Below are 18430 nucleotides of genomic sequence, written 5' to 3' on the forward strand. Positions count from 1 at the left end.
GCGCTGAAACGACAACTCGCGAACACCTTCGCCGCGACCATCACCGACCGGACACACCAAACCCACGCGTTCTTCCAACACCGCACCAACACCCAGAACCTGACCACCGCGGCACCCTGGACCTCGCCCTGGCTACCCGAGGGTTACGGGAAGGAGTTCTCGCCAGGGGCTTAGCGCTGGCCACCGATTCGGACCCGCTGGTTGCTCATCGTGCGGCCCGTGATGCGTGCGATCTCGTCCGAGCGGCTGCCGCCGAAAACTTGAGTGCGACAGCCGCCGTAATAATCAGCGCTGTAGCCCGAGACCAGAAAGTCATACTCGACGCACCGAGGGCTCTCGGCAACCCGGCGCACGATCGCAGCCGCACCCGACGAGGACACGCGAACACGCGGCGTCGCCGAGCTCTACCGAGCGCTTTCTGAGGGACCCCTCCGGTCGGCGGCTATCGAAATCCTGGGTTTTCTAGGCGAAGCACCGCCCAGCACCGTAGGCCTCAACGAAATCAGGAGCCGCCTGCTCGTCCACCGAACGCAAACCCCGCTCTGCGAGACGATAGCCTGCCTCATTGAGCCTGCGTGGCGTAACGCATGCGCACACGAAGATCTCCACTGGGATCCCGAACACGGAATGGCGATGTTCGGAGAAACCGCTGTCGACTTGGCGGAAGTCGAGTCAACAGCCGACTTCATCTGGTCCGTGTGCCGAGGATTCCAAGCAGGCATCCAAATTGCCCGTAGCCTGCTTCCAGCACTTGGCGAGGCTGTCGGCCAGGCCGAGGGGCCCGGATCACCGATCAACCGGGACACCAAACTGGCGAAGTCGTTCGGCCTAGCCAGCCTGATCGTGGACGACATCCGGCGAGACCGCGACCACGTCACCGTGGTCCTGAAACCGTTGCGCGGAGACGGCCTCGCGAACCGTATCGGCATAGCCCTGGTCAATGCGGCAGTACTCGACTCATCCGTGAGCGTGTGGACCATAGAAGCCGACGATCTCCCCGCCTTCTCCGTCGGGCGGCCGGCAGCTCAGCTCGCGGCCACCCTCTTCGGCCCTGACTCTGAAGGCCGATCCGCGTTCCTGTACCCGACAAGCTTCGCTCCGCTCCTGGCCGATGCTCTGACCCGCCACGGCGTAACGGCCGAGGACGCCGCAACCCAGGCATGGGATCTACCGCTGCGCGACACACTCACCTACCTTCCGAAGCTTGCCCTTGCTGGAGGAGTAAGCCGAAAGGGCAGCCTGCGGAACTTCAGGCGCGCCGCCCGGCGCACCAACCAAACCGTACATGCCGTCGCGAAGCACCTCGGCGTTCGGCCGCCGGAAAATCTCGACCTCACCGCGCTGTGCACCGTGGTGAGAAAGCTAGAGCAGCGCCCTCACGACAATCTGCTCGCCACGTCGCTTCGACAGGAACACCAACGCCTCCTATCCGAACTCGAACCTCCGCCAGCCGACCACCCGTGGCGCCGCCTGACGATATGAGCTCAAGCCAACGTCACCTGAAAGAGTCTGCGGCCGACGCCGGGCTGTCGGACCTCCGAAGGCTGTTAGGCGCCGAATCGGTCATAGTCGAGTGACGACTAGGCATATGACTACGGACAAGAAGGTCCAGAAGTCGACTCGGACTCGGCCCATCGGTAGCCGACCCACCGAGCACGCCTGGAGCAGACGCGACGCAACGGCGGTCCTGTGAACTGCCGTTACTGCAGGTAGTTCGGCGTGGAACCTCGATGCACGTCCACATTAGGAAACCGATGCTTTATCCCCTGAGCTACGAGGGCCTACGGCCCATATCGTACCGACCTGCGGAGACTCACGCGTGCCCGGGCATCCCCTGGAGTACCAACGGGTGCCGTCGGGTGCTGCGATGGTGGTTCCGCCCCTGGTCGGAGGTCGTGCGGAGCAGATTTCCTGCACACGCGACCGGGCCTGCCCGGCGGTGACAGCGGGTGCCCATTGCTGATCTCGGAGGCTATCCCCTCGCCGAGCAGATCCGGAGGGTTTGCGACGCCTACTGACCAGGTAAAACATCCTCGACGGTCGGCTTGACCTTCGTGAAGGGTCCGCCGGCTGTTCGTGCACCGGTACCGCGGGGTGCGCTCCTGCGGCAGCGTAGCCGGGCACATCGCGCACGAGGGTGCCCGGCACATGGCTATCTGCGGAGGGTCATTGACGGGACGAGGGCCGGTCCAGCCTTGCCCGGCGTCACGGCCGTCGAGGGTACGCCGCATGACCCACCACCGCTGTTCGGCCGCGGTCGGGTCCCCGACGAGCTTCCGCAGCGCCTTCTCGGCGTCTTCGCGGCTGTGGTGAAGGCGGGTGATCGGCCTTCGGGAACGCTCGATGATCAGAACGTAGATCGCCTCCGCCAGTTCGGCGCGCAGATGGCGGGCACGCGCCTCGACGCTGCCTTCCGGCATGGGCGCCTAGCCGATCGACAATCTCACCGACGTCCGCAGCCAGGCCAATGTCGATCAAGTGGTGAGCGATCGTGGGCTCGGAGATCTCGGCCGGCCACTGGAGGCAACGTCGTTCTTCGGCGGCCACCCGTGGCCCGAGCGTCGGCCGTGATCCCACCGCCGATGAGTGTCAGCGTGCCGGGAATGGGTATCGAACTCTGAATGCGGAGCGGACATGCGCAAAGAGAGAACGGCGCGCCCGGGGTGACCCGGACCGTTGTTCGCCTATTTGTGCTGCTCGGTGTGGCCGCTGCGGCCTATCTCGTGCTGAGCCTTTTCGATCACGCGGCGCGGGCCGATGCGGGCTCGATCAATCAAATCACCGCAACGGATCCGGTCGCCTCTGTCAAGACCGTGGCCGCCGCAGGCAGAGAAGCCATCCCGGCACCAAAGCCGACTATTCCAAGGTCGACCGCTCCGAAGGCTCACCAGCAGCGGCTCCACCGGCCAACGGCCAAGACGCCCAGGTTCCAGGCGCCGAAAGCCCCGGCAGCGAAGAAGACCCACGCCCCGAAGACCCAGGCGTCGAAGACCCGGGCGTCGAGCACCCGGGCCGGCAAGACGGTCCGGCGGATGCAGGCGTCGAGCACCCGGGCCGGCAAGACGGTCCGGCGGATGCAGGTTCGGACATCGAAGCTCCGTCAGCCCACGTCCGGCGTGGTCAGAGCATCTGCCCGGGGCACGGCGACCCCAGCACGGACTGCGGTCGTCCGGCACAAGTTGTCGGCCGCCGCGCATCTCCCTTCCATGCCCGAGCTTGTCGAGCCGCCCGATCTGCCAAAGGTCGTGCTCGCCTCTTGGACGCCGCTACGCGATCTTCTGCCAATGGTGACGGTCCCCTCTTGGACCCCGCTACGCGGTCTTCTGCCAATGGTCACGGTCCCCTCTTGGACCCCGCTACGCGGTCTTCTGCCAATGGTCACGGTCCCCTCTTGGACGCCGCTGCCAGGTCTGCCACAGGCCGAACTCCCCGCTATGCCGCAGCAGCCGTCCTGGCCGCAGCTGCCCGGCCTCGCACCGGTGCTCGCCCGACCTACGGCGTTGCCCAGCGCCTCTCTGCCGTACCGGCAGCTCCTGCCGCCGGTGTCCGCGCTGGCGTTCCCGCTCCCGCAACCGCCGGCCTTCACGCCGGTCTTCACGCCGGCATCCGTGCTGTCCGACGCGACCACCCACTCGGTGGCACAGCCTCAACCGCGGACAGCGCCCCTCCCGGCTCTGCCGAGGCAGCCGGCCGACCGCTCGGCTCACACCGGACAAGCGCGTGATTCCGGTGGCGGCAGCGCACCCGCGATGAGCACTGTCCTGTCGTCGTGGCGGCCCGAGGTGGCGGCCGCCGGCCGGTGCGTGGCCACCGATCTCCTCGCCCGCGGACGCACCATCCGCTACGCGGGCCCTCCCAGCTGAACCAACTCCCGCAGGGGATCCGGAAACCGGCCGGCACCAGTTCGGCCGCCCGAAGCTTTGACCCTGGCTGGGAGGCCATCGTGACCCGCATTCTGCTCGTCGAACCCATGAATCTGCTCCGCGGCGCCCTGGCGGCGACGTTGTCCCGGGAGGAAGACCTCGAGGTGGTCGCCGACCTGGGCGGCCTGAATCAAGCGCTGGAGATGGCCCGCGCGGTGCTGCCCGACGTGGCTGTGGTCGACATCGCGTTGTTGGCTGGCGACGGCCTGGCTGAGACCGCGCGGCTCTCCGCGGAGCAGCCCGATTGCGCCATCTTGGTACTGGCCGATCCCGGCGAGTCGATACTGCTCAACCGGGCGCTCGACCTGCGCATCGACGGCGTCGTCAGTACCCAGGCCGCACCGTGTGAGCTGGTCCACGGCATCCGCCGGCTCGACCGGGGTGAACGGGTGATCGACGCGAGCCTGGCCGTGGCGATGGTGGCGGCGCCGCGCAGTCCGCTGTCACCGCGGGAGCTCAGTGTGCTGAGTGTGGCCGCGTCGGGGGTGCCGTCCACTGAGGTCGCCGCCGAGCTGCACCTGAGCACCGGCACCGTGCGTAACTACATCTCGGCGATCCTCCGCAAGACCGGCGCCCGCAACCGTCTGGAGGCGGTCCGCCTCGCAGAGGGCGCCGGTTGGTTCCGCTGACTGCCATCCACGACGACGGCGGCGTAGCCGCACCCGGTGGGGTGCGGCTACGCCGAAGAGATGCCGGTCAGAGCTGGCCGAGCAGGGCCAGGATGGCGTTGAGGAGCGCGGCCAGTCCACCCGCGGCGGGGGTGCCGTCGAGCAGGTGGGTGATCGCGCACAGCAGGTTGCCGAGCAGGTTGCCGGGCGCCTGCACCGCGGTGATCACCAGGTGCACCTGGTTCAGGTCGATCACCAGGCCGAGCAGGTCGAGGTGCAGCGGCCCGAGAACGAGGTTCAGCACCTGACACGTCGCCGCGGCGAAGGTCACGGGCATGCTGACGGTGCGGTTGACCGTACCGATGGGTGCGCCGGACGAGTCGCGGACCGTACCGGTCAGCACGCCGGTGGCCAGCAGGTTTCCGTTCTGCGACGAGAACCTCGTCGGGGTGAAGTTACCGGCGAAGGAGCCGTTGTCGGCCGTGCCGGTGATCGGTGTGGCGAGGGCGGTCACGGGCGGCGCTGCCGCCGCGGCGCTCGGGGCGGCACTGGCCATGCCCGCACCCGAGAAGGTGAGTCCCATTGCCGCGACCAAGGTTAGGACGATCATCGTTAGCCGTTGCCGATGTGTCATCGTTCCTCCTGCTGAATGATCCGTCTGGCTTCTCTTGTCATCGATAAGCCTCGCTGCCCGGGCGGGGTCAACCCAGTGAGTGCTGTCAGGGGGATCGTTGACAATAGTCACGTTTTGCCGGCCGATAACCGTGTTCGACCAGGTCAAACGACCGCCTGCAACGCAGAAACGGCCGTTCCGTGTCACAGCCGCTGGTTATCGGATGAAGGTCAGATACACCCAGGGCCAGGGAGTCACCCATGAGCGCAAATGAACGTTGTGGGTGCCGCAAATCGAATATCGCTGCGCCCGCAGATCGAAAGCCGACTGGTCCGCAGATCGAAACCCTGCTGGTATCGTGAGGTCGTGCCCGCACCGCACCTCGTCCCACGCCGCGCCGCCGCACAGGTGGACGCTGCCCTGGCCGACACGCGGGTCGTGCTGATCAGCGGAGCACGCCAAGCCGGCAAGAGCACCCTGGTTCGCATCGTCGCCGGGGATCGGCTTGCCGAGCGCCGCGACCTCGACCGAGCCCAGGACCGCGCCGCCGCGACCACCGACCCGGTCGGCTTCGTCGACTCCTCGGAGCTGCTGGTCATCGACGAGATCCAGCGCGCCCCGGAGCTGCTGTTGGCCATCAAGGCCGCCGTCGACGAGGATCCCCGTCCCGGCCGCTACCTGCTCACCGGCTCGTCCCGGCTGTTCGGGATGGTCGCCGCTCCCGACGCGCTGCCCGGCCGGATGGAGACCGTCGAGCTCTGGCCGTTCTCCCAGGGCGAGCTCGACGGCGAGCCGGACGGGTTCATCGACGCGGTCTTCGCGCTCGGCCCCGACCTGCGACACGAATCAACGGTTACCCGGGCCGACTACGCGGCCAGAATCGTGCGCGGCGGCCTGCCCGAGGCAACGACGCGTGACGACGCGCGCCGCCGCCAACGGTTCCTCGACGCCTACGTCCAGGCGCTCATCGACCGCGATGTCCGGCAGCTCTCCGACCTCCAGCACAAGGGCGAACTCCGCAAACTGGTACGCCTGCTCGCCGCCAGGTCCGCGACCATCATCACCGCCAACTCCCTGGAGTCCGCGCTCGGGCTCAGCCGGCCGACCGTAGCGCGTTACCTCCGCGCGCTGGAGGAGATCTTCCTGGTCAAACGGATCCCCGGCTGGTCACGCAATCTCGGCACCCGAGCCACCGCAGCGGCAAAACTGATCTTCGTCGACTCGGGGATCGCCGCCAACGAAGTCGCCACCGACGCCCGAGCGCTGCTCCGGCCGGGCGCGCCGTTCGGCACGCTACTCGAATCGTTCGTCCTGTCCGAGCTGTCCCGCCAGCTCACGTGGTCCGCGCAGCCGGCCGACCTGTCCCACTACCGCGACCAGAGCAAATACGAGGTCGACGCGGTACTCGAGAACCGAGCCGGCCACGTCGTCGGCATCGAGGTCAAGGCCGCCTCGACCGTCGGTCCCGACGACTTCCGCGGGCTACGTCGACTCGCCGACCGCCTCGGCGACGACTTCATCGCCGGCATCGTCCTCTACACCGGCACGTCCACGCTGCCGTTCGGCGACAGGCTTCGGGCCATGCCCGTCAGCGCCCTGTGGCAGGCTCCGGCCGGCTGACCTCGCCCTTCTTCGCCTCCAGGCTGCGCAAATCGAACGCGGAGACGCCGCATATCGAATGTGGCGCCTCCGCGGATCGAAGTCTGCTCAGCCGCGGTCTGCGGCGGCCGACGGCCGGATGTTCTGGTTGAGGCGGAACATGTTCGTCGGGTCGTAGCGGTCCTTGACCGCGACCAGCCGGTCGTAGGTGGCCGTGGGGTAGGAGGCCCGGACCCGGTCCTCGCTGGCCTCGCCGGTGAAGTTCACGTACGACGCGGCATCCGGGCCGAGCGCGGCCGTCGCCGAGCGGGCCCACTCGACCACCCCGTCGTAGCCCGCCGCCCCCGGCGTGCGCGCCACCGCGTTGAGGATGAAGTCCCGGTCCCGGGTGCCGAAGGCCGTCGCATCGGCCGGCACCCGGCCCATCGCACCCCCGAGGTGGTGGATGTGCAGCTCGGACAGGGCGTTCGGCACCTGGGAGTATGCAGAGACGACCGCCTCGGTGGTCGCGTCGTCGAGCTCGGCGAAGAACGCCGACCGGAAGTAGTTCCACAGGCCGCGCGGGTAGAGCGGGTCCAGCAGGGTCTGCATCGCGACGTACGGCATCGGGTTGAACAGATCGACCACCACCGGGGCCAGTTCGCGGAACGGCCGGGTGGCCGCGTCGCCGTCCTCCGGGCGGCCGGACCACAGGCCGAGTACGGCGATGATGGGCTTGCCGTGCACCTCCTCGGGCAGGAACGGCGCCGGCGGCGCGGTGGTCAGGTTGACCGCCATGGACAGCTCGTCCGGCGCGCCGGCCGCGGCCGTACGGAAGCCGCGGAGCACCCGGTCGGCCTCGGCGCCGTGGTAGAAGACCAGCCCGGCGTAGACCGTCGGGCCGACCTCCTGCATGCGGAATTCGAAGGAGGTGACGACGCCGAAGTTGCCGCCGCCGCCGCGCAGCGCCCAGAGCAGTTCCGGGTGCTCGTCCTCGCTGACGTGCAGGTATTGGCCGTCCGCGGTCACGATGTCGGCCCCGACCAGGTTGTCGCAGGTCAGGCCGCACCGGCGGACCAGCCAGCCGATGCCTCCGCCGAGGGTGAAACCGGCGATGCCGGTCGTGGAGATCAGGCCGCCGGTGACGGCAAGCCCGAAGGCCTGTGCCTCGGCGTCGACGTCGCTCCACAGGCAGCCCGCCTGCGCGGTGACGGTGCGCCGGCTGGGGTCGACGTGGACGGCGTTCATGAGTGACAGGTCCAGCACCAGGCCGTCGTCCACCGTGGAGAAGCCGGGAATGCTGTGCCCGCCACCGCGTACCGCGATCGGCAGGCCCTCGCTGCGGGCGAACTCCACCGTCTTGAGGACGTCGGCCTCCCCGCGGCAGCGGACGATGAGGGCCGGCTTCCGGTCGTGGCTGCCGTTCCAGATCGATCGGGCCTCGTCGTAGCCGTCGTCACCCGGGCGGATCAGGTCGCCCCGTAATGCCTGTGCCAGTTCGCCGAGCGTGGCGTCGCCAAGCGCGTCCGGACTCGGCTGCGCTGTGGTCATGACTGCTCCCTATGGTCGCGTCTTGAAATCAACAGGTCCGACGCTAGGTAAACGGCCTTCGCAGTGGCTTAGCGTCGCTTAGCGGTGAGTGAGCGGCCGCGCCCGGCGAGTGGCAGCGCCTGCGCCCGGGCCACCCCGATATGGCATTTGAGCTGCGCGAACAGGCTGACGGCCGCGCGGCCGTGGCGGTCGAAGGCGTCCGGATCGCCGTCGTCGCGGGCGAGTTCCGCGGCCAGCAGCCGGCACCAGGCAACGATGCGGAGGTAGCCCTGCGGGCCGAACGACTCGACCGTCTGCTCGATGAGGGTCCGAGCGCGGTGCCGGTCGCCGGCGAACAACTCGACCACCGCGAGGTTCAGCAGGGCGCCGCCGACTCCGGGCCCGTCGTCGACGGCCTCGCCGCGGTCGAGGGCGATGCGGGCGTACCGGCGGCCCTGTGCGACGTCGCCGGCCGCGGCGGACAGCAGTCCGAGGTTGGCCAGGCTCAGGTTCTCGCCGCGGCGGTCTCCGAGTTGCTCGCGAAGCCGCAGACCCTCGCGCAGGTGCTTGTCGGCCGCGTCGAACAGCCTGGCGTCGCGCTCGACGCAGCCGAGGTGGTTGAGGGCGTGGGCCAGCCCGGCGACGTCGTCGATCTGGGCGAACTCCTCGACCGCGCGCTTCGTCGTGTCCAGGGCGCCGGCCAGGTCTCCGCCGAGCCGGTGGACGTAGCCGAGCCCGGACAGCGCGTACGCGTGGCCCTGCACGGCGCCGACGCGGCGGCCGAGCAGCCACGACTCCTCGAACACCGGCACCAGCGACCCGCCGACCGGCACCAGCGGCAGGCACGGTGTCACCGCCGGCAGGAAGGGCGGCGCCGCCGGGCTGATGCGGCTCAGCCGGTCGAGGAAACCGGTGAACCGCTGCCGGGCCAGGCCCACATCCTCCCGGAACAGCGCGACCAGGGCGGCGAGCCAGGACGCGGCGACCGTCACCGGCGCGTCGGGCGGCGACTCGGCGAGTACGGCGGTCGCGGTCCGCTCGGCGTCGTCGAGCTCGGCGACGCCGAGCTGCAGCGTGCCGCGCATCAGCCGGGCGTACGCGGTATCCGCCGTCGATCCGGCGGCGGCCACGCCCGCGTCACCCAGGCTCGCGAGCCGGTCGCTCAGGCCCCGGCGGGCCTCCAGGACCGCCAGCGCGAAGTAGGCGCGGGTCAGCTCCGGCGACGGCGCCGGCGGCACCTCGAGAATGCGCTCCAGCCACCCCGCGCCCTCGGCGAAATGGCCGCGCGCCAGCCAGTACCGCCACAGGCTCACCCCCAGCGACAGCGCCTGCGCGTCGTCGTGGCGCAGCGCCCAGGCGAGGGCGGCCCGCAGGTTGTCATGGTCGGCGTCGAGCAACTGCGGGCGCTCCACCACCACGCCGGAGGTCCGGTCCGGGTCGTGGTCTCGCGCGAGACCCAGGAAATGCCGGCAGTGCGCGGCCTCTAACGGCTCGACCTCGCCGGCCGCGACGAGCCGCTCGCGGGCCAGCTGCCGGATCGTCTCCAGCAGCCGGTAGCGCGATCGCTCACCGGCACGTTCGATGTGGACGAGCGACTTGTCGACGATCCGGCCGAGACAATCCAGGATCTCGCCGCGGGGCAGCCGCTCGTCGGCGCAGACCCGCTCGGCCATCGGCAGCGTGAAGCTGCCGGCGAACACCGCGAGCCGCCGCAGCAGGATCTGCTCGTCGTCGCCGAGCAGGTCGTGGCTCCATTCGAGCGCGGCCCGCAGCGTGGCGTGCCGGGTGACCGCGCCGCGCCGGCCCAGCAGCGACAGCGCCTCGCTCAGCCGCTCGGCGATCTCCACGACCTCGAGGTGGGACACCCGGGCGGCGGCCAGTTCCAGGGCGAGCGGGATGCCGTCGAGGCGCCGGCAGATCTGCACGATGGCCGCCGCGTTGACGCCGTCGAGGAGAAAGTCCGGGCGTACGTCCCGCGCCCGGTCCAGGAACAGCCGTACCGAGGCAAGCGTGGCGAGCCGGACCGGGTCGCCCGCGGCGGCCGGCTCGGGCAGCTCCAGCGACGGCACCCGGAACGTCACCTCGCCCGGGACGTGCAGGGGCTCCCGGCTGGTCGCCAGCAGGGTCACGCCGGGGCAGGCCCGGCGGACCGCGATCGCGAGCTCGGCGCAGGCGCTGAGCAGGTGCTCGCAGTTGTCCAGGACGAGCAGCAGCTTTTCCGCGGCCAACCGCCCGACCAGCGTACGCAGGGGGTGTGAGCCGGCGGCCGGTTCGAGGCGCAGTGCCGCCGCCACGGTGTCGGCGACCAGGTGCGGGTTGCCGACCTGAGCGAGCTCGACCATCCAGACCCCATCGGCGTAGGCGCCGATCAGCCGATGCGCCGACTCCTCGGCGAGCCGGGTCTTGCCCGCGCCGCCCACCCCGGTCAACGTGATCAGCCCGCCGCGGTCCAGCAGGCGATGAACCTCGGCGATCTCCCGCTCCCGCCCGACGAAGCTGGTCAGCGCCGGCGCCAGGTTGTGCCGGGCGACGGCGGCCGCCCGCGCCGGCTGCTCGTCCCCGGTGAGCAGGTCGCGGTAGAGACTCCGCGTCTCCGGGTCCGGATCGGTGCCGTAGGCCTCGCGCAGGTCGTCGCGCAGCCGCTCGAACCGGGCGAGAGCCTCCGAACGCCGGCCCTGCGCCACGAGGCGCCGCATGAGGCCGCGGACCGCCCGCTCGTGCAGCGGATCCACGGCCAGCGCCCGATCCACGGCGTCGAGCGATTCCGCCTCGACGGCCTTCTCCGCGACATCGACGAGCAGGTCGCAGAAGCTCCCCCGCAGTTCCTCGCGCCGCCGCACCGCCCAATCCTCGAACCGGTCCTCGGGAAGCAGATCACCCGTGTACGCCGCGACCGCCGCACGCAGGTCGTCAAGCTCGCCGCTCGCCCTGGCCTGCCCGGCCAGCCGCTCGAAACGCAGCACGTCGACGTCGACGGGATCCTGCGCGCGCAGGACCACGACGTCGTCGCGGAGCTCGACCAGGCCGGTACTCGGGCCGTCACCGGCGAGGACCCGACGCGCCACGTGCAGCACCTGGTGGAGATTGTTCGCCGCGGACGCCGGGTCGCGATCCGGCCACAGCGTGTCCAGCAGCACGTCGCGATGGAGCCGTTGATCAGGCGTCAACGCCAGGAGCTTGACCAGCGTCCGTGCCTTACGCAACCGCCACTCACGAGCCTGGACGGGCGTACCGTCCCTGACCACGACGAACCCGCCGAGCAGCCGGATCTGCACACGAAGCCTCCGGGCTCAGCGTATCGACAGGCCTTCGGTCCGACTTCCGCCATCCGGTCAAGTGCGGTAGCGCAAGAACCCCGGCGCCGGCCACTGCGTAGACGGCCGGCTACTGGTCCTCAGCGGTCCACAGCCGTCCGACCCTTACGTGCTCCGCGTCGGCGCGGTCCACCACCAGGATGGTCTCGCCGGTACGCAGGGTCCGCGGTGTCGGATGATCAACGCCAATGACCCGAATGGGCTGACCACTGGCCTCATCACGCAGGCGCGGGATGCCGATGAAGTCGCCGTTACGGGTCGATCCTACTGCGATGAGGCCGCCACGTGTTGGAAGGTCGAAGACCTCGTTGACCAGGAACTGTACTGCTGTCATGGCTGGGTGTTCCTATACCGTTCGAGGGCTGGTATCTCGCTGTCGTAAGCCTGATCCTCCAGCTCCCTCAACAGCCGGTGCAGATGTTCTCCGGCCCGCTGCTGCACGACATGGGTGTACTCGTGGGCGATGGTAGCCGCAAGCGTTTCTTCGTCGGCGAAACTGGCCGGGCCGAAACGGATCTGCGTTCCGTTGAGTTCGGAGGGCGTGTAAGCGCCTGCGTCCATGTGGTCGAGGTAGCGGATCTCCTCCGACTCGCTGATGATCACGAGATCGACGTCCCGGAGGTCGATGTCCATCCGGCCCGCGACGTCGTTGACGTTGTCGGAAGTCATCGGGGTGCCGGGACCGGTGTCGAGGACGTCCCGGTTGCTGCGCACCGGGCTCTTACTGAAAAAGTCCGGGCTGGCGGGCACCTTCGGCGTGCTTGCCGTCGGGTCGGAGCGGCCGAGCCGGCGCAGGGCCTGCTTCAGCCCGTCGAGCACGCCGGTCAGGTCGTCGAGTTTGCCGTTCAGTCGGCGCAGGCTGCTCAGGAGCGCGCGGATGAAGTGCTGGATCTTGTTGACCCATTTGGCGACGAGGGCGGAAACCTGGCCGATGACCAGTGGGCTCGCGATGCCGAGGGTCAGTCCCTCCTCGGCCAGCCATTGCGGCAGCCGGGCGGCGAGAGTCGCCACGAACTGGGCGATCAGGTCACGGACGATGCCGCGGACCAGCCCAACCAGCAGGCCGGCGCCCTCCACCGCGTACGAGATCGCTTCCGACGCCGTGGCGATGCCCCCGAGGATGTCGAGTTGCTGGGCCGCATGGCGTCGGTAGGCGTCGCCGGAAGCGCCCAGCCAGCCGGCGGTCTGCGCCCGAACGGCGTCCGAGTACTGCTCGTGGGTGCCGGTGACCGAGGCGGAGACGTTGCGCCAGGTCGCGGCGTGCGCGGCGATCTCGTCGGGATTTCCGGCGAGCCAGTCCAGGGCGTCCTTCAACGGCTTGACGTGCTCCATCAGCCAGCTGACGCCCCAGGCCACCAGCGAACCGAGCGGATCGATCGCCGTGGCGAGTATGTCGAGGCTGCCGCCGACCCCACCCAGGGTGCCGTCCACCCAGCTGTTGTCGTGGATGCCGCTGCTGATCTGCGCGGCGTCCTCGACCAGGCCGAGCCCGGTGTACCAGGTGGTCGAGCTTTGCGCCTCGGCGACCAGCGGGTTGTCGCTCACAGCGGCAGCGCGAGTCCGGGGCCCGCGGCACCGTCCAGCCTGCGGGCGCTGCCGGCGTCCGCGGCCTCCATCGCCGTCGCGGTCGCTTGCAGCTTCAGCGCCGTCTCCCCGAGCGCGTCCGCCGCGTCGTTCATGACCTCGGCGGCACCGCCGAACAGCGGGCTAAGGATGCCGGGCAGGAACTGGCACAGCTGCCCGTACGCCTCGCTGTCCATGGTCACCTCGCCCACCGCCGACCGGGCCCGCAACATCTGATCGGCGGCTTCGCTCACCGCCTCGGCGTGCCGCAGCACCGACACGGCGGGAAATTCCACAGCGGTGCTCACCGGTCCTCCTCGTCGTCCGGCGCCGGGAACCTGGAGTCGAACGAATGGATCACCGCGCGCCCGGTCTCGGTGTCCTCACCGACCGTCGCCCGGACCTCGTCGGCCACCCGGCTGGACAGCGCGGCCTGCGCGCGCCGCATCACCGACACGATCTCCTCCGCGAGCCGCGGGCCGGACAACTCGTGTACGCGGTCGTCAAGGTCGAGGTGCTCGACCTGGCCGGCCGAGCCGACGGTCACCCGGATCGCGCCGTCGCGGCCCTCCGCGGTGGCGGCGAGCGAGGCGACCCGGCGCGAGAGTTCAACGCTGCGCTCGGCCTGGGCGTTCACCTGGGCCGTCCAGGAATCCAGCCATTCCTCGGCGGCATCGACGTCGTTCACGAGGCCTCCCCTTCATCGACTGCCATCGCCAGGGTATCGGCCGTGGACGAAGCCGCCGGTCACGCCGCCAGTGGCTGCGGCGGCTGGAGCCACTCGAGCAGTTCGGCGGCGTACCGGATGCGGCTGAAGTATTTGATCTCCTGAGCCACCTCGGTGAGTTCCGCGCGGAAGTCCTCGTGCGCGCCGTTGCTCGGATCCTCCGCGGTGCCGCGGACGTAGACCACGACGAAGGCCGCCGGGCGGCCGTCGCTCTTGGGGCGGATCACCCGGCCCATGCGCTGGATCATCTGCCGTTTGCTCCGGCTCGCGGCCATGATGATCCCCAGGTCCGCCTCCGGCACGTCGATGCCCTCGTCGAGGATTCTGGGCGCGGCCAGCATCGTCACTCGCCCGTCCTTGAACGCCGTCAGCCGCTTCCTGCGCTCGGCCTGCGACAGATCGCTGGTCATCGACATCGTCGGCACGCCGCGGTCCGTCAGCACCTCGGCGGACTGCTCGGCGCAGGCCTTGGACTCGCCGAACACCAGTCCGCGGCCGACGGTGGCCACGGCCGGAGCCACCTCCGCGAGGAGCCGGTACTTTCTTTCGCACTCGGCCAGCAGCTGACGGCGCCTGCTGAACGCCTGCAGATATCCGCGGGCGTCCCTGGTCGCGGCGTGGCCGCCGCCCTGGGCCAGCCGGTTGACGGCCGACATGAATTCACCGAATGGCTCCGGCGGGCATCCGTGTTCGAAGGTCAGCCGGTTCCGGAAGGACTTCATGCGGCTTTCGCACTGGTCGTGCCGCTGCCGTTCGGCCGCGGTGAAATCGGTTCCCACGAATCCGACCCGGAACGGCGCGAGGATGCCGTCGGCCAGACCACGCAGGTAACTGCACCCGGCCACCACCGGCCCGAAATACGGCACCAGGTTCCGTTCGAGCAGGTCGTCCTCTCTCGTGTATGTGGCGGTCAAACCCAAACGTGCGGTGAAGGCGTCGTCCAGGGCCTGCGCGAAGAATGGTGCTCCGTAGCGGTGAACCTCATCGGCGACGATCAGGCCGGACAGTCCTCCCGGTAGGACCGGATCGACGGCGGCGGAATTGACGACGGCGACCACGATGTGGTGGTTGGAGAGCGAGTCCCGGTGCCCGCATCCGAGGCGTCCGACCCGCAGCGCCGGCAGGTCACGCCGGATCACGTCGTACCACTGTTGAAGCAGTTCGGTTCCCGGCACCAGGACGAGCACCCTCTCGCCGGCGTCCACGGCCGCGGCGGCCGCGAGGATCCCGACGGTGGTCTTGCCCGTGCCGGTGACGGCTTGCACGACGCCGCGCCTGCCGTTGGCGATCCACGCGGCCAGCGCCTCGTGTTGCCATTCACGCGGCTCCCGGCCCGCATAGCGGCCGCGCGATGCGGGTGCCGCCCGCGCCACGGTGATCGCCGGGCGGTGGCTCGTTGCCTCTGCGAGACGCCAGCGCGGTGGAGCGGCGTCGTCGCGGACGAACAAGGCCCTGCCGGCGTAAAGCATCTGATTGATTTCACGGACAGCGATTCCGCTGAACCCGAGCCACGTCAATCCATGTTGCAACTGGTACTTATTCTGCCCGGGCGAGGTTTCCAGCAATTTCCTCAGGGCGAATCTCGCCGCCTCCTGAACCATGGCCAATCCCCCGTCAGTTCAGTGCATCCTTTCCTGACAAAACGATTCGCCGACGAGATTTGTGATGCTCATCCGCGCTGCCATTAGGCCCGACTCCGATACCCGCACGGAGATCACCCGCCCGACAAAAGGAGGAGGTGATCTCGTACAAAACGGCGGCAATTTCGCGTCAGCCGCGGGTGCGGCGCCTGCGGTATTCGGCAACCACCAGGTCGGTGAGTTCGTCCAGCGACGTTTCGGCGGTGGGGCGGTCGAAGGTGATCGTGCCGTGTTGCAGGAGGTTGACCCGGTCGCAGACATCGAGCACCTGGGCGTAGTTGTGGGCGATGATGATGACCGAGACGTCCCCCCCTGGCCTTGAGGTCGCGGATCAGGTCGAGGATCAGCACGCCCTCCTTGGCGCCCATCGCGGCGAGCGGCTCGTCCAGCAGCAGGACCCGGGCGTCGGAGTAGACAGCCCGGGCCACCGCCACCGCCTGCCGCTGGCCGCCGGACAGCTTGGCCACCTCGGCGCCGACGTCCGGGATGTTCACGCCCATCTCGGCCAGGTGTTCGCGCGCCAGGCGGCGCATGGCGCGGTTGTTGAGCAGCGGCCCGAACCGTAGTTCCCGGTTGAGGAACATGTTGTGGTAGACGGACAGCTCGTTGATCAGGGCCAGCCCCTGGTAGACGGTGTCGATGCCCAGCGAGCGGGCGTGGTCGACGCTGCGGAGCACGACCTCCTGGCCGGCCACGAAGGTGCGGCCGGCGTCCGGACGGTGGAATCCGCAGATGATTTTGATGAGCGTGGATTTTCCGGCGCCGTTGTCGCCGATCAGGCCGAGCACCTCGCCCTTCTCCAGGCGCAGGCTGACGTCGCTCAGCGCGGTCAGCGCACCGAACTGTTTGGCGATGTGTTCGACCCGCAGCGCGGTTTCCCCGGCCATCAGGCGCCTCCCGTCCGCCGCAGCCGGGACAGGTACTGGTTCGCGATCATCGAGAGCAGGATCGCGCTGCCGAGGATCAGCTGGAACGGGTTGGCGCTGACACCGATGAGGTTGAAGCCGTTCTGCAGTTCGGCGAGGATCAGGGCGCCGAGCATGCTGGCGATCATGAAGTTGCCGATCTTGATGCGGTTGGCCCGGATGCCCGCCTCGGTGGCGCCGATCAGGTTGCCGCCGACCGAGATCGTGTGCAGGCCCCAGCGGGTTCGGGTGAGCACGACGTGGAAGAGCACGACGATCGCCACGCACCAGGTCAGCGACGCCCAGTCGGCCGCGCCGAAGAGCTGCTGGATCCGGACCCGTGCCGCCTCCGGGATCTGCGCCGGGTACGCGTGCGACGTGGTGAGCAGCACGCCGAACAGGAAGTAGTAGGAGCCGAGGGCCGGAGATCTTGTAGAGGTACAGGTAGAGAACCGGCAGGAAGCCCTGCAGGTAGGGCTGCTGGTCGATTCCCGCCACGTCGCAATGATGCAAACGTATGTATGCAATCGTATGTGGCCTGGTACGTCCCGTCAGCGCTCGGTAGCGGGCTCAAGCACCAGACGCCAGCTGGATCGCGCCGCGGAGCAGGGCCAGGCCCCGGTTCGCCACCGTCGTCTCGTCCAGCGGATGCGCGGGGTCGGAGAGCATCAGGCTCGCCGTTACGAGGGTGCCGTCGGCGGCCCGGGCCAGGTAGTTGAGCGTCATCACGCCGGGTTCGGAACCGCCCTTGAACCAGACGGTCGGGAAATCCGCCGACGGCAGGGCGATTCCGCCGTCGTTTAGGGTCAGCGCCGCATCGACCGCCGGGTCCCGCTGCGCCGACAGGCCGGCGTAGGCCTGGCACATGTCCACCGGCGAGCCGAACCACTCCACCTGGTCGATCATTCTCGGGTTCTCCCATGCCTTGATCGAGGTGCGCGGCACGCGGTCGAGCAGCGGCAGCAGCGGCGCCCGAAGCCCGCTGGACAGGGCGGCGTACGCGGACGCGACGGCCGGGTAGTGCCAGCCCTTGAGGGTGGCGAACTCCCGTGTCGTCAGGACCGGGGCGTTCGGCTCGGCGTTGCCGAGGTGGGTGAACTGCCGCCGTACCGCGCCCCGGCCGAGCGTGTGGATCAGGTGGTCGGTGGCGGTGTTGTCGCTGATCGAGATCATGTAATCGGCGTACTCGGCAAGGGTGTGAACGGTGCCGTCCGGCTCATCCTGCAGAACGCCCGAGGGCACTGACTTCCACGCCGCCTTCAGCGGCAACTCGGCGTTCCAGGACAACCGGCCGGACCTGACGGCCTGTGCCAGCGCGGCGAGCACGTACAGCTTGAAGGCTGAACCGAGCGGCCGGGCGGTGTCCGGGTCCACGCCGTGCACCAGCCGGCAGCCGGCCGGCGAGATCCGCATGGCCGCGAACGACACCCGCGGCGCGAGCGTACGCAGGGTGTCGTCGACGGCGTTCCACGTCGCCGGCGCCGGCAGGTACGGCGTGAGCCGCAGCGCGCCCACCAGGCCGGCCCGGTCGACGGCGAGGGTCGCCAACAGGGTCCCGGCGGGACCCGACACGAGTCGTCGCACCTCCGTCGGCGACGACGAGATGACCGCCGTGGGAGTGAACGGCGCGTACGGCCGCAACGCGTCGTTGAAGCCGTCAGGCCCGCCGGAGTTCGTGAGCAGGGTCTGATCGAGGTGCCGTGCCAGCTCATCGGCCGATACCGGCAGTCGCGCGGAGGCGTCGATCAGCCAGGCGAACTGCGTGTCGGCCGGCGCGGCGGCCCGCGCGGGCGCTGCCTGGATGCCGATCGCCAGCATCAGCGCCACGGCGGAGGCAATGATCCTTCGAAGCATCGGGACTCCTGGCGGAAGGGCAGATTGTCGTCCTCTTGAATGCGGCTGGACGCTGCGTTGAGGTCCGCGGCGCACAGTTGCCGGCATGACCAAGACCGAGCCGCTGACCGACACCGCCGCACTGGCGCTCCGCAGCGTGCTCGACCGCGGCGCCGTCCAGCCCGCCTTCCAGCCC

General features: G+C 69.4%; 15 protein-coding genes and 1 pseudogene. 4 read left to right on the top strand and 12 right to left on the bottom strand.

The window, feature by feature from the left end; all coding sequences use genetic code 11:
• Together AB0F10_RS35200 and AB0F10_RS35205 are read left to right on the top strand one after the other, a co-directional pair.
• Window positions 1–174: pseudogene (locus AB0F10_RS35200) on the top strand (IS630 family transposase); the annotation flags it as partial.
• Window positions 175–633: 459 nt separating this feature from the next.
• Entirely contained in the window at window positions 634–1482 is an 849-nt protein-coding gene (locus AB0F10_RS35205; RefSeq protein WP_360635320.1) for a hypothetical protein, read from the top strand.
• 1402 nt (window positions 1483–2884) lie between these two features.
• Here the strand turns inward: AB0F10_RS35205 and AB0F10_RS35210 are convergent.
• The gene (locus AB0F10_RS35210) at window positions 2885–3061 is read right to left on the bottom strand and encodes a hypothetical protein (RefSeq protein WP_360635323.1); all 177 of its coding nucleotides are present in this window, start codon (window positions 3059–3061) and stop codon (window positions 2885–2887) included.
• Between the two features lie 882 nt (window positions 3062–3943).
• On the opposite strand from AB0F10_RS35210, the gene AB0F10_RS35215 reads away from it, so the two are divergent.
• A complete protein-coding gene (locus tag AB0F10_RS35215) occupies window positions 3944–4552 on the top strand; it encodes a response regulator transcription factor (RefSeq protein ID WP_360635326.1) in 609 nt (202 codons plus the stop codon).
• A 67-nt stretch (window positions 4553–4619) separates the two neighbouring features.
• Here AB0F10_RS35215 and AB0F10_RS35220 read toward each other — a convergent pair whose 3' ends face one another.
• Entirely contained in the window at window positions 4620–5087 is a 468-nt protein-coding gene (locus AB0F10_RS35220; protein WP_360635329.1) for a hypothetical protein, read from the bottom strand.
• 423 nt (window positions 5088–5510) lie between these two features.
• Between AB0F10_RS35220 and AB0F10_RS35225 the strand changes: the two genes are divergently transcribed.
• Window positions 5511–6764, top strand: a complete 1254-nt coding sequence (locus tag AB0F10_RS35225) for an ATP-binding protein (protein ID WP_360635332.1) — start codon at window positions 5511–5513, stop codon at window positions 6762–6764.
• Window positions 6765–6851: 87 nt separating this feature from the next.
• Here AB0F10_RS35225 and AB0F10_RS35230 read toward each other — a convergent pair whose 3' ends face one another.
• From AB0F10_RS35230 to AB0F10_RS35275, 10 genes are all read right to left on the bottom strand, one after another.
• Window positions 6852–8273, bottom strand: coding sequence for an FAD-binding oxidoreductase (locus tag AB0F10_RS35230; protein WP_360635335.1), 1422 nt, complete (start codon window positions 8271–8273; stop codon window positions 6852–6854).
• Window positions 8274–8341: 68 nt separating this feature from the next.
• A complete protein-coding gene (locus AB0F10_RS35235) occupies window positions 8342–11527 on the bottom strand; it encodes a BTAD domain-containing putative transcriptional regulator (protein ID WP_360635338.1) in 3186 nt (1061 codons plus the stop codon).
• Between the two features lie 109 nt (window positions 11528–11636).
• Complete coding sequence (locus tag AB0F10_RS35240) at window positions 11637–11900, bottom strand: hypothetical protein (protein WP_360635341.1); 264 nt, start codon at window positions 11898–11900, stop codon at window positions 11637–11639.
• Window positions 11897–12997 (bottom strand): DUF4157 domain-containing protein, encoded by a 1101-nt coding sequence (locus AB0F10_RS35245; protein ID WP_360635344.1) that lies wholly within the window; start codon window positions 12995–12997, stop codon window positions 11897–11899. Before AB0F10_RS35245 ends, AB0F10_RS35240 begins: the two co-directional genes overlap by 4 nt.
• Before the next feature lie 110 nt (window positions 12998–13107).
• On the bottom strand, window positions 13108–13437 hold the full coding sequence (locus tag AB0F10_RS35250; protein ID WP_360635347.1) for a type VII secretion target: 330 nt from the start codon (window positions 13435–13437) through the stop codon (window positions 13108–13110).
• Window positions 13434–13817 carry a YbaB/EbfC family nucleoid-associated protein gene (locus tag AB0F10_RS35255; RefSeq protein WP_360635350.1) on the bottom strand — a complete coding sequence of 128 codons (384 nt, stop codon included), beginning with the start codon at window positions 13815–13817 and terminating at the stop codon, window positions 13434–13436. The genes AB0F10_RS35250 and AB0F10_RS35255 overlap by 4 nt, the downstream gene beginning before the upstream one ends.
• Before the next feature lie 59 nt (window positions 13818–13876).
• On the bottom strand, window positions 13877–15325 hold the full coding sequence (locus AB0F10_RS35260) for a DEAD/DEAH box helicase (protein WP_360635353.1): 1449 nt from the start codon (window positions 15323–15325) through the stop codon (window positions 13877–13879).
• Between the two features lie 245 nt (window positions 15326–15570).
• On the bottom strand, window positions 15571–16383 hold the full coding sequence (locus AB0F10_RS35265; RefSeq protein WP_360635356.1) for an ATP-binding cassette domain-containing protein: 813 nt from the start codon (window positions 16381–16383) through the stop codon (window positions 15571–15573).
• Complete coding sequence (locus tag AB0F10_RS35270; RefSeq protein WP_360635359.1) at window positions 16383–16793, bottom strand: ABC transporter permease subunit; 411 nt, start codon at window positions 16791–16793, stop codon at window positions 16383–16385. Before AB0F10_RS35270 ends, AB0F10_RS35265 begins: the two co-directional genes overlap by 1 nt.
• Window positions 16794–16971: 178 nt before the next feature.
• Window positions 16972–18255, bottom strand: a complete 1284-nt coding sequence (locus AB0F10_RS35275; protein ID WP_360635362.1) for a serine hydrolase — start codon at window positions 18253–18255, stop codon at window positions 16972–16974.
• Between the last annotated feature and the right edge of the window lie 175 nt (window positions 18256–18430).

Source organism: Actinoplanes sp. NPDC026623, from assembly GCF_040638275.1.
Lineage (GTDB): Bacteria > Actinomycetota > Actinomycetes > Mycobacteriales > Micromonosporaceae > Actinoplanes.

What these genes read in the sequence shown, in the direction of transcription:
- AB0F10_RS35205 (WP_360635320.1), top strand. Translation starts at nt 634, where the DNA reads ATGTTCGGAGAAACCGCTGTCGACTTGGCGGAAGTCGAGTCAACAGCC.
- AB0F10_RS35220 (WP_360635329.1), bottom strand. Translation starts at nt 5,087, where the DNA reads ATGGCCAGTGCCGCCCCGAGCGCCGCGGCGGCAGCGCCGCCCGTGACC.
- AB0F10_RS35275 (WP_360635362.1), bottom strand. Translation starts at nt 18,255, where the DNA reads ATGCTTCGAAGGATCATTGCCTCCGCCGTGGCGCTGATGCTGGCGATC.
- AB0F10_RS35230 (WP_360635335.1), bottom strand. Translation starts at nt 8,273, where the DNA reads ATGACCACAGCGCAGCCGAGTCCGGACGCGCTTGGCGACGCCACGCTC.
- AB0F10_RS35240 (WP_360635341.1), bottom strand. Translation starts at nt 11,900, where the DNA reads ATGACAGCAGTACAGTTCCTGGTCAACGAGGTCTTCGACCTTCCAACA.
- AB0F10_RS35265 (WP_360635356.1), bottom strand. Translation starts at nt 16,383, where the DNA reads ATGGCCGGGGAAACCGCGCTGCGGGTCGAACACATCGCCAAACAGTTC.
- AB0F10_RS35260 (WP_360635353.1), bottom strand. Translation starts at nt 15,325, where the DNA reads ATGCTTTACGCCGGCAGGGCCTTGTTCGTCCGCGACGACGCCGCTCCA.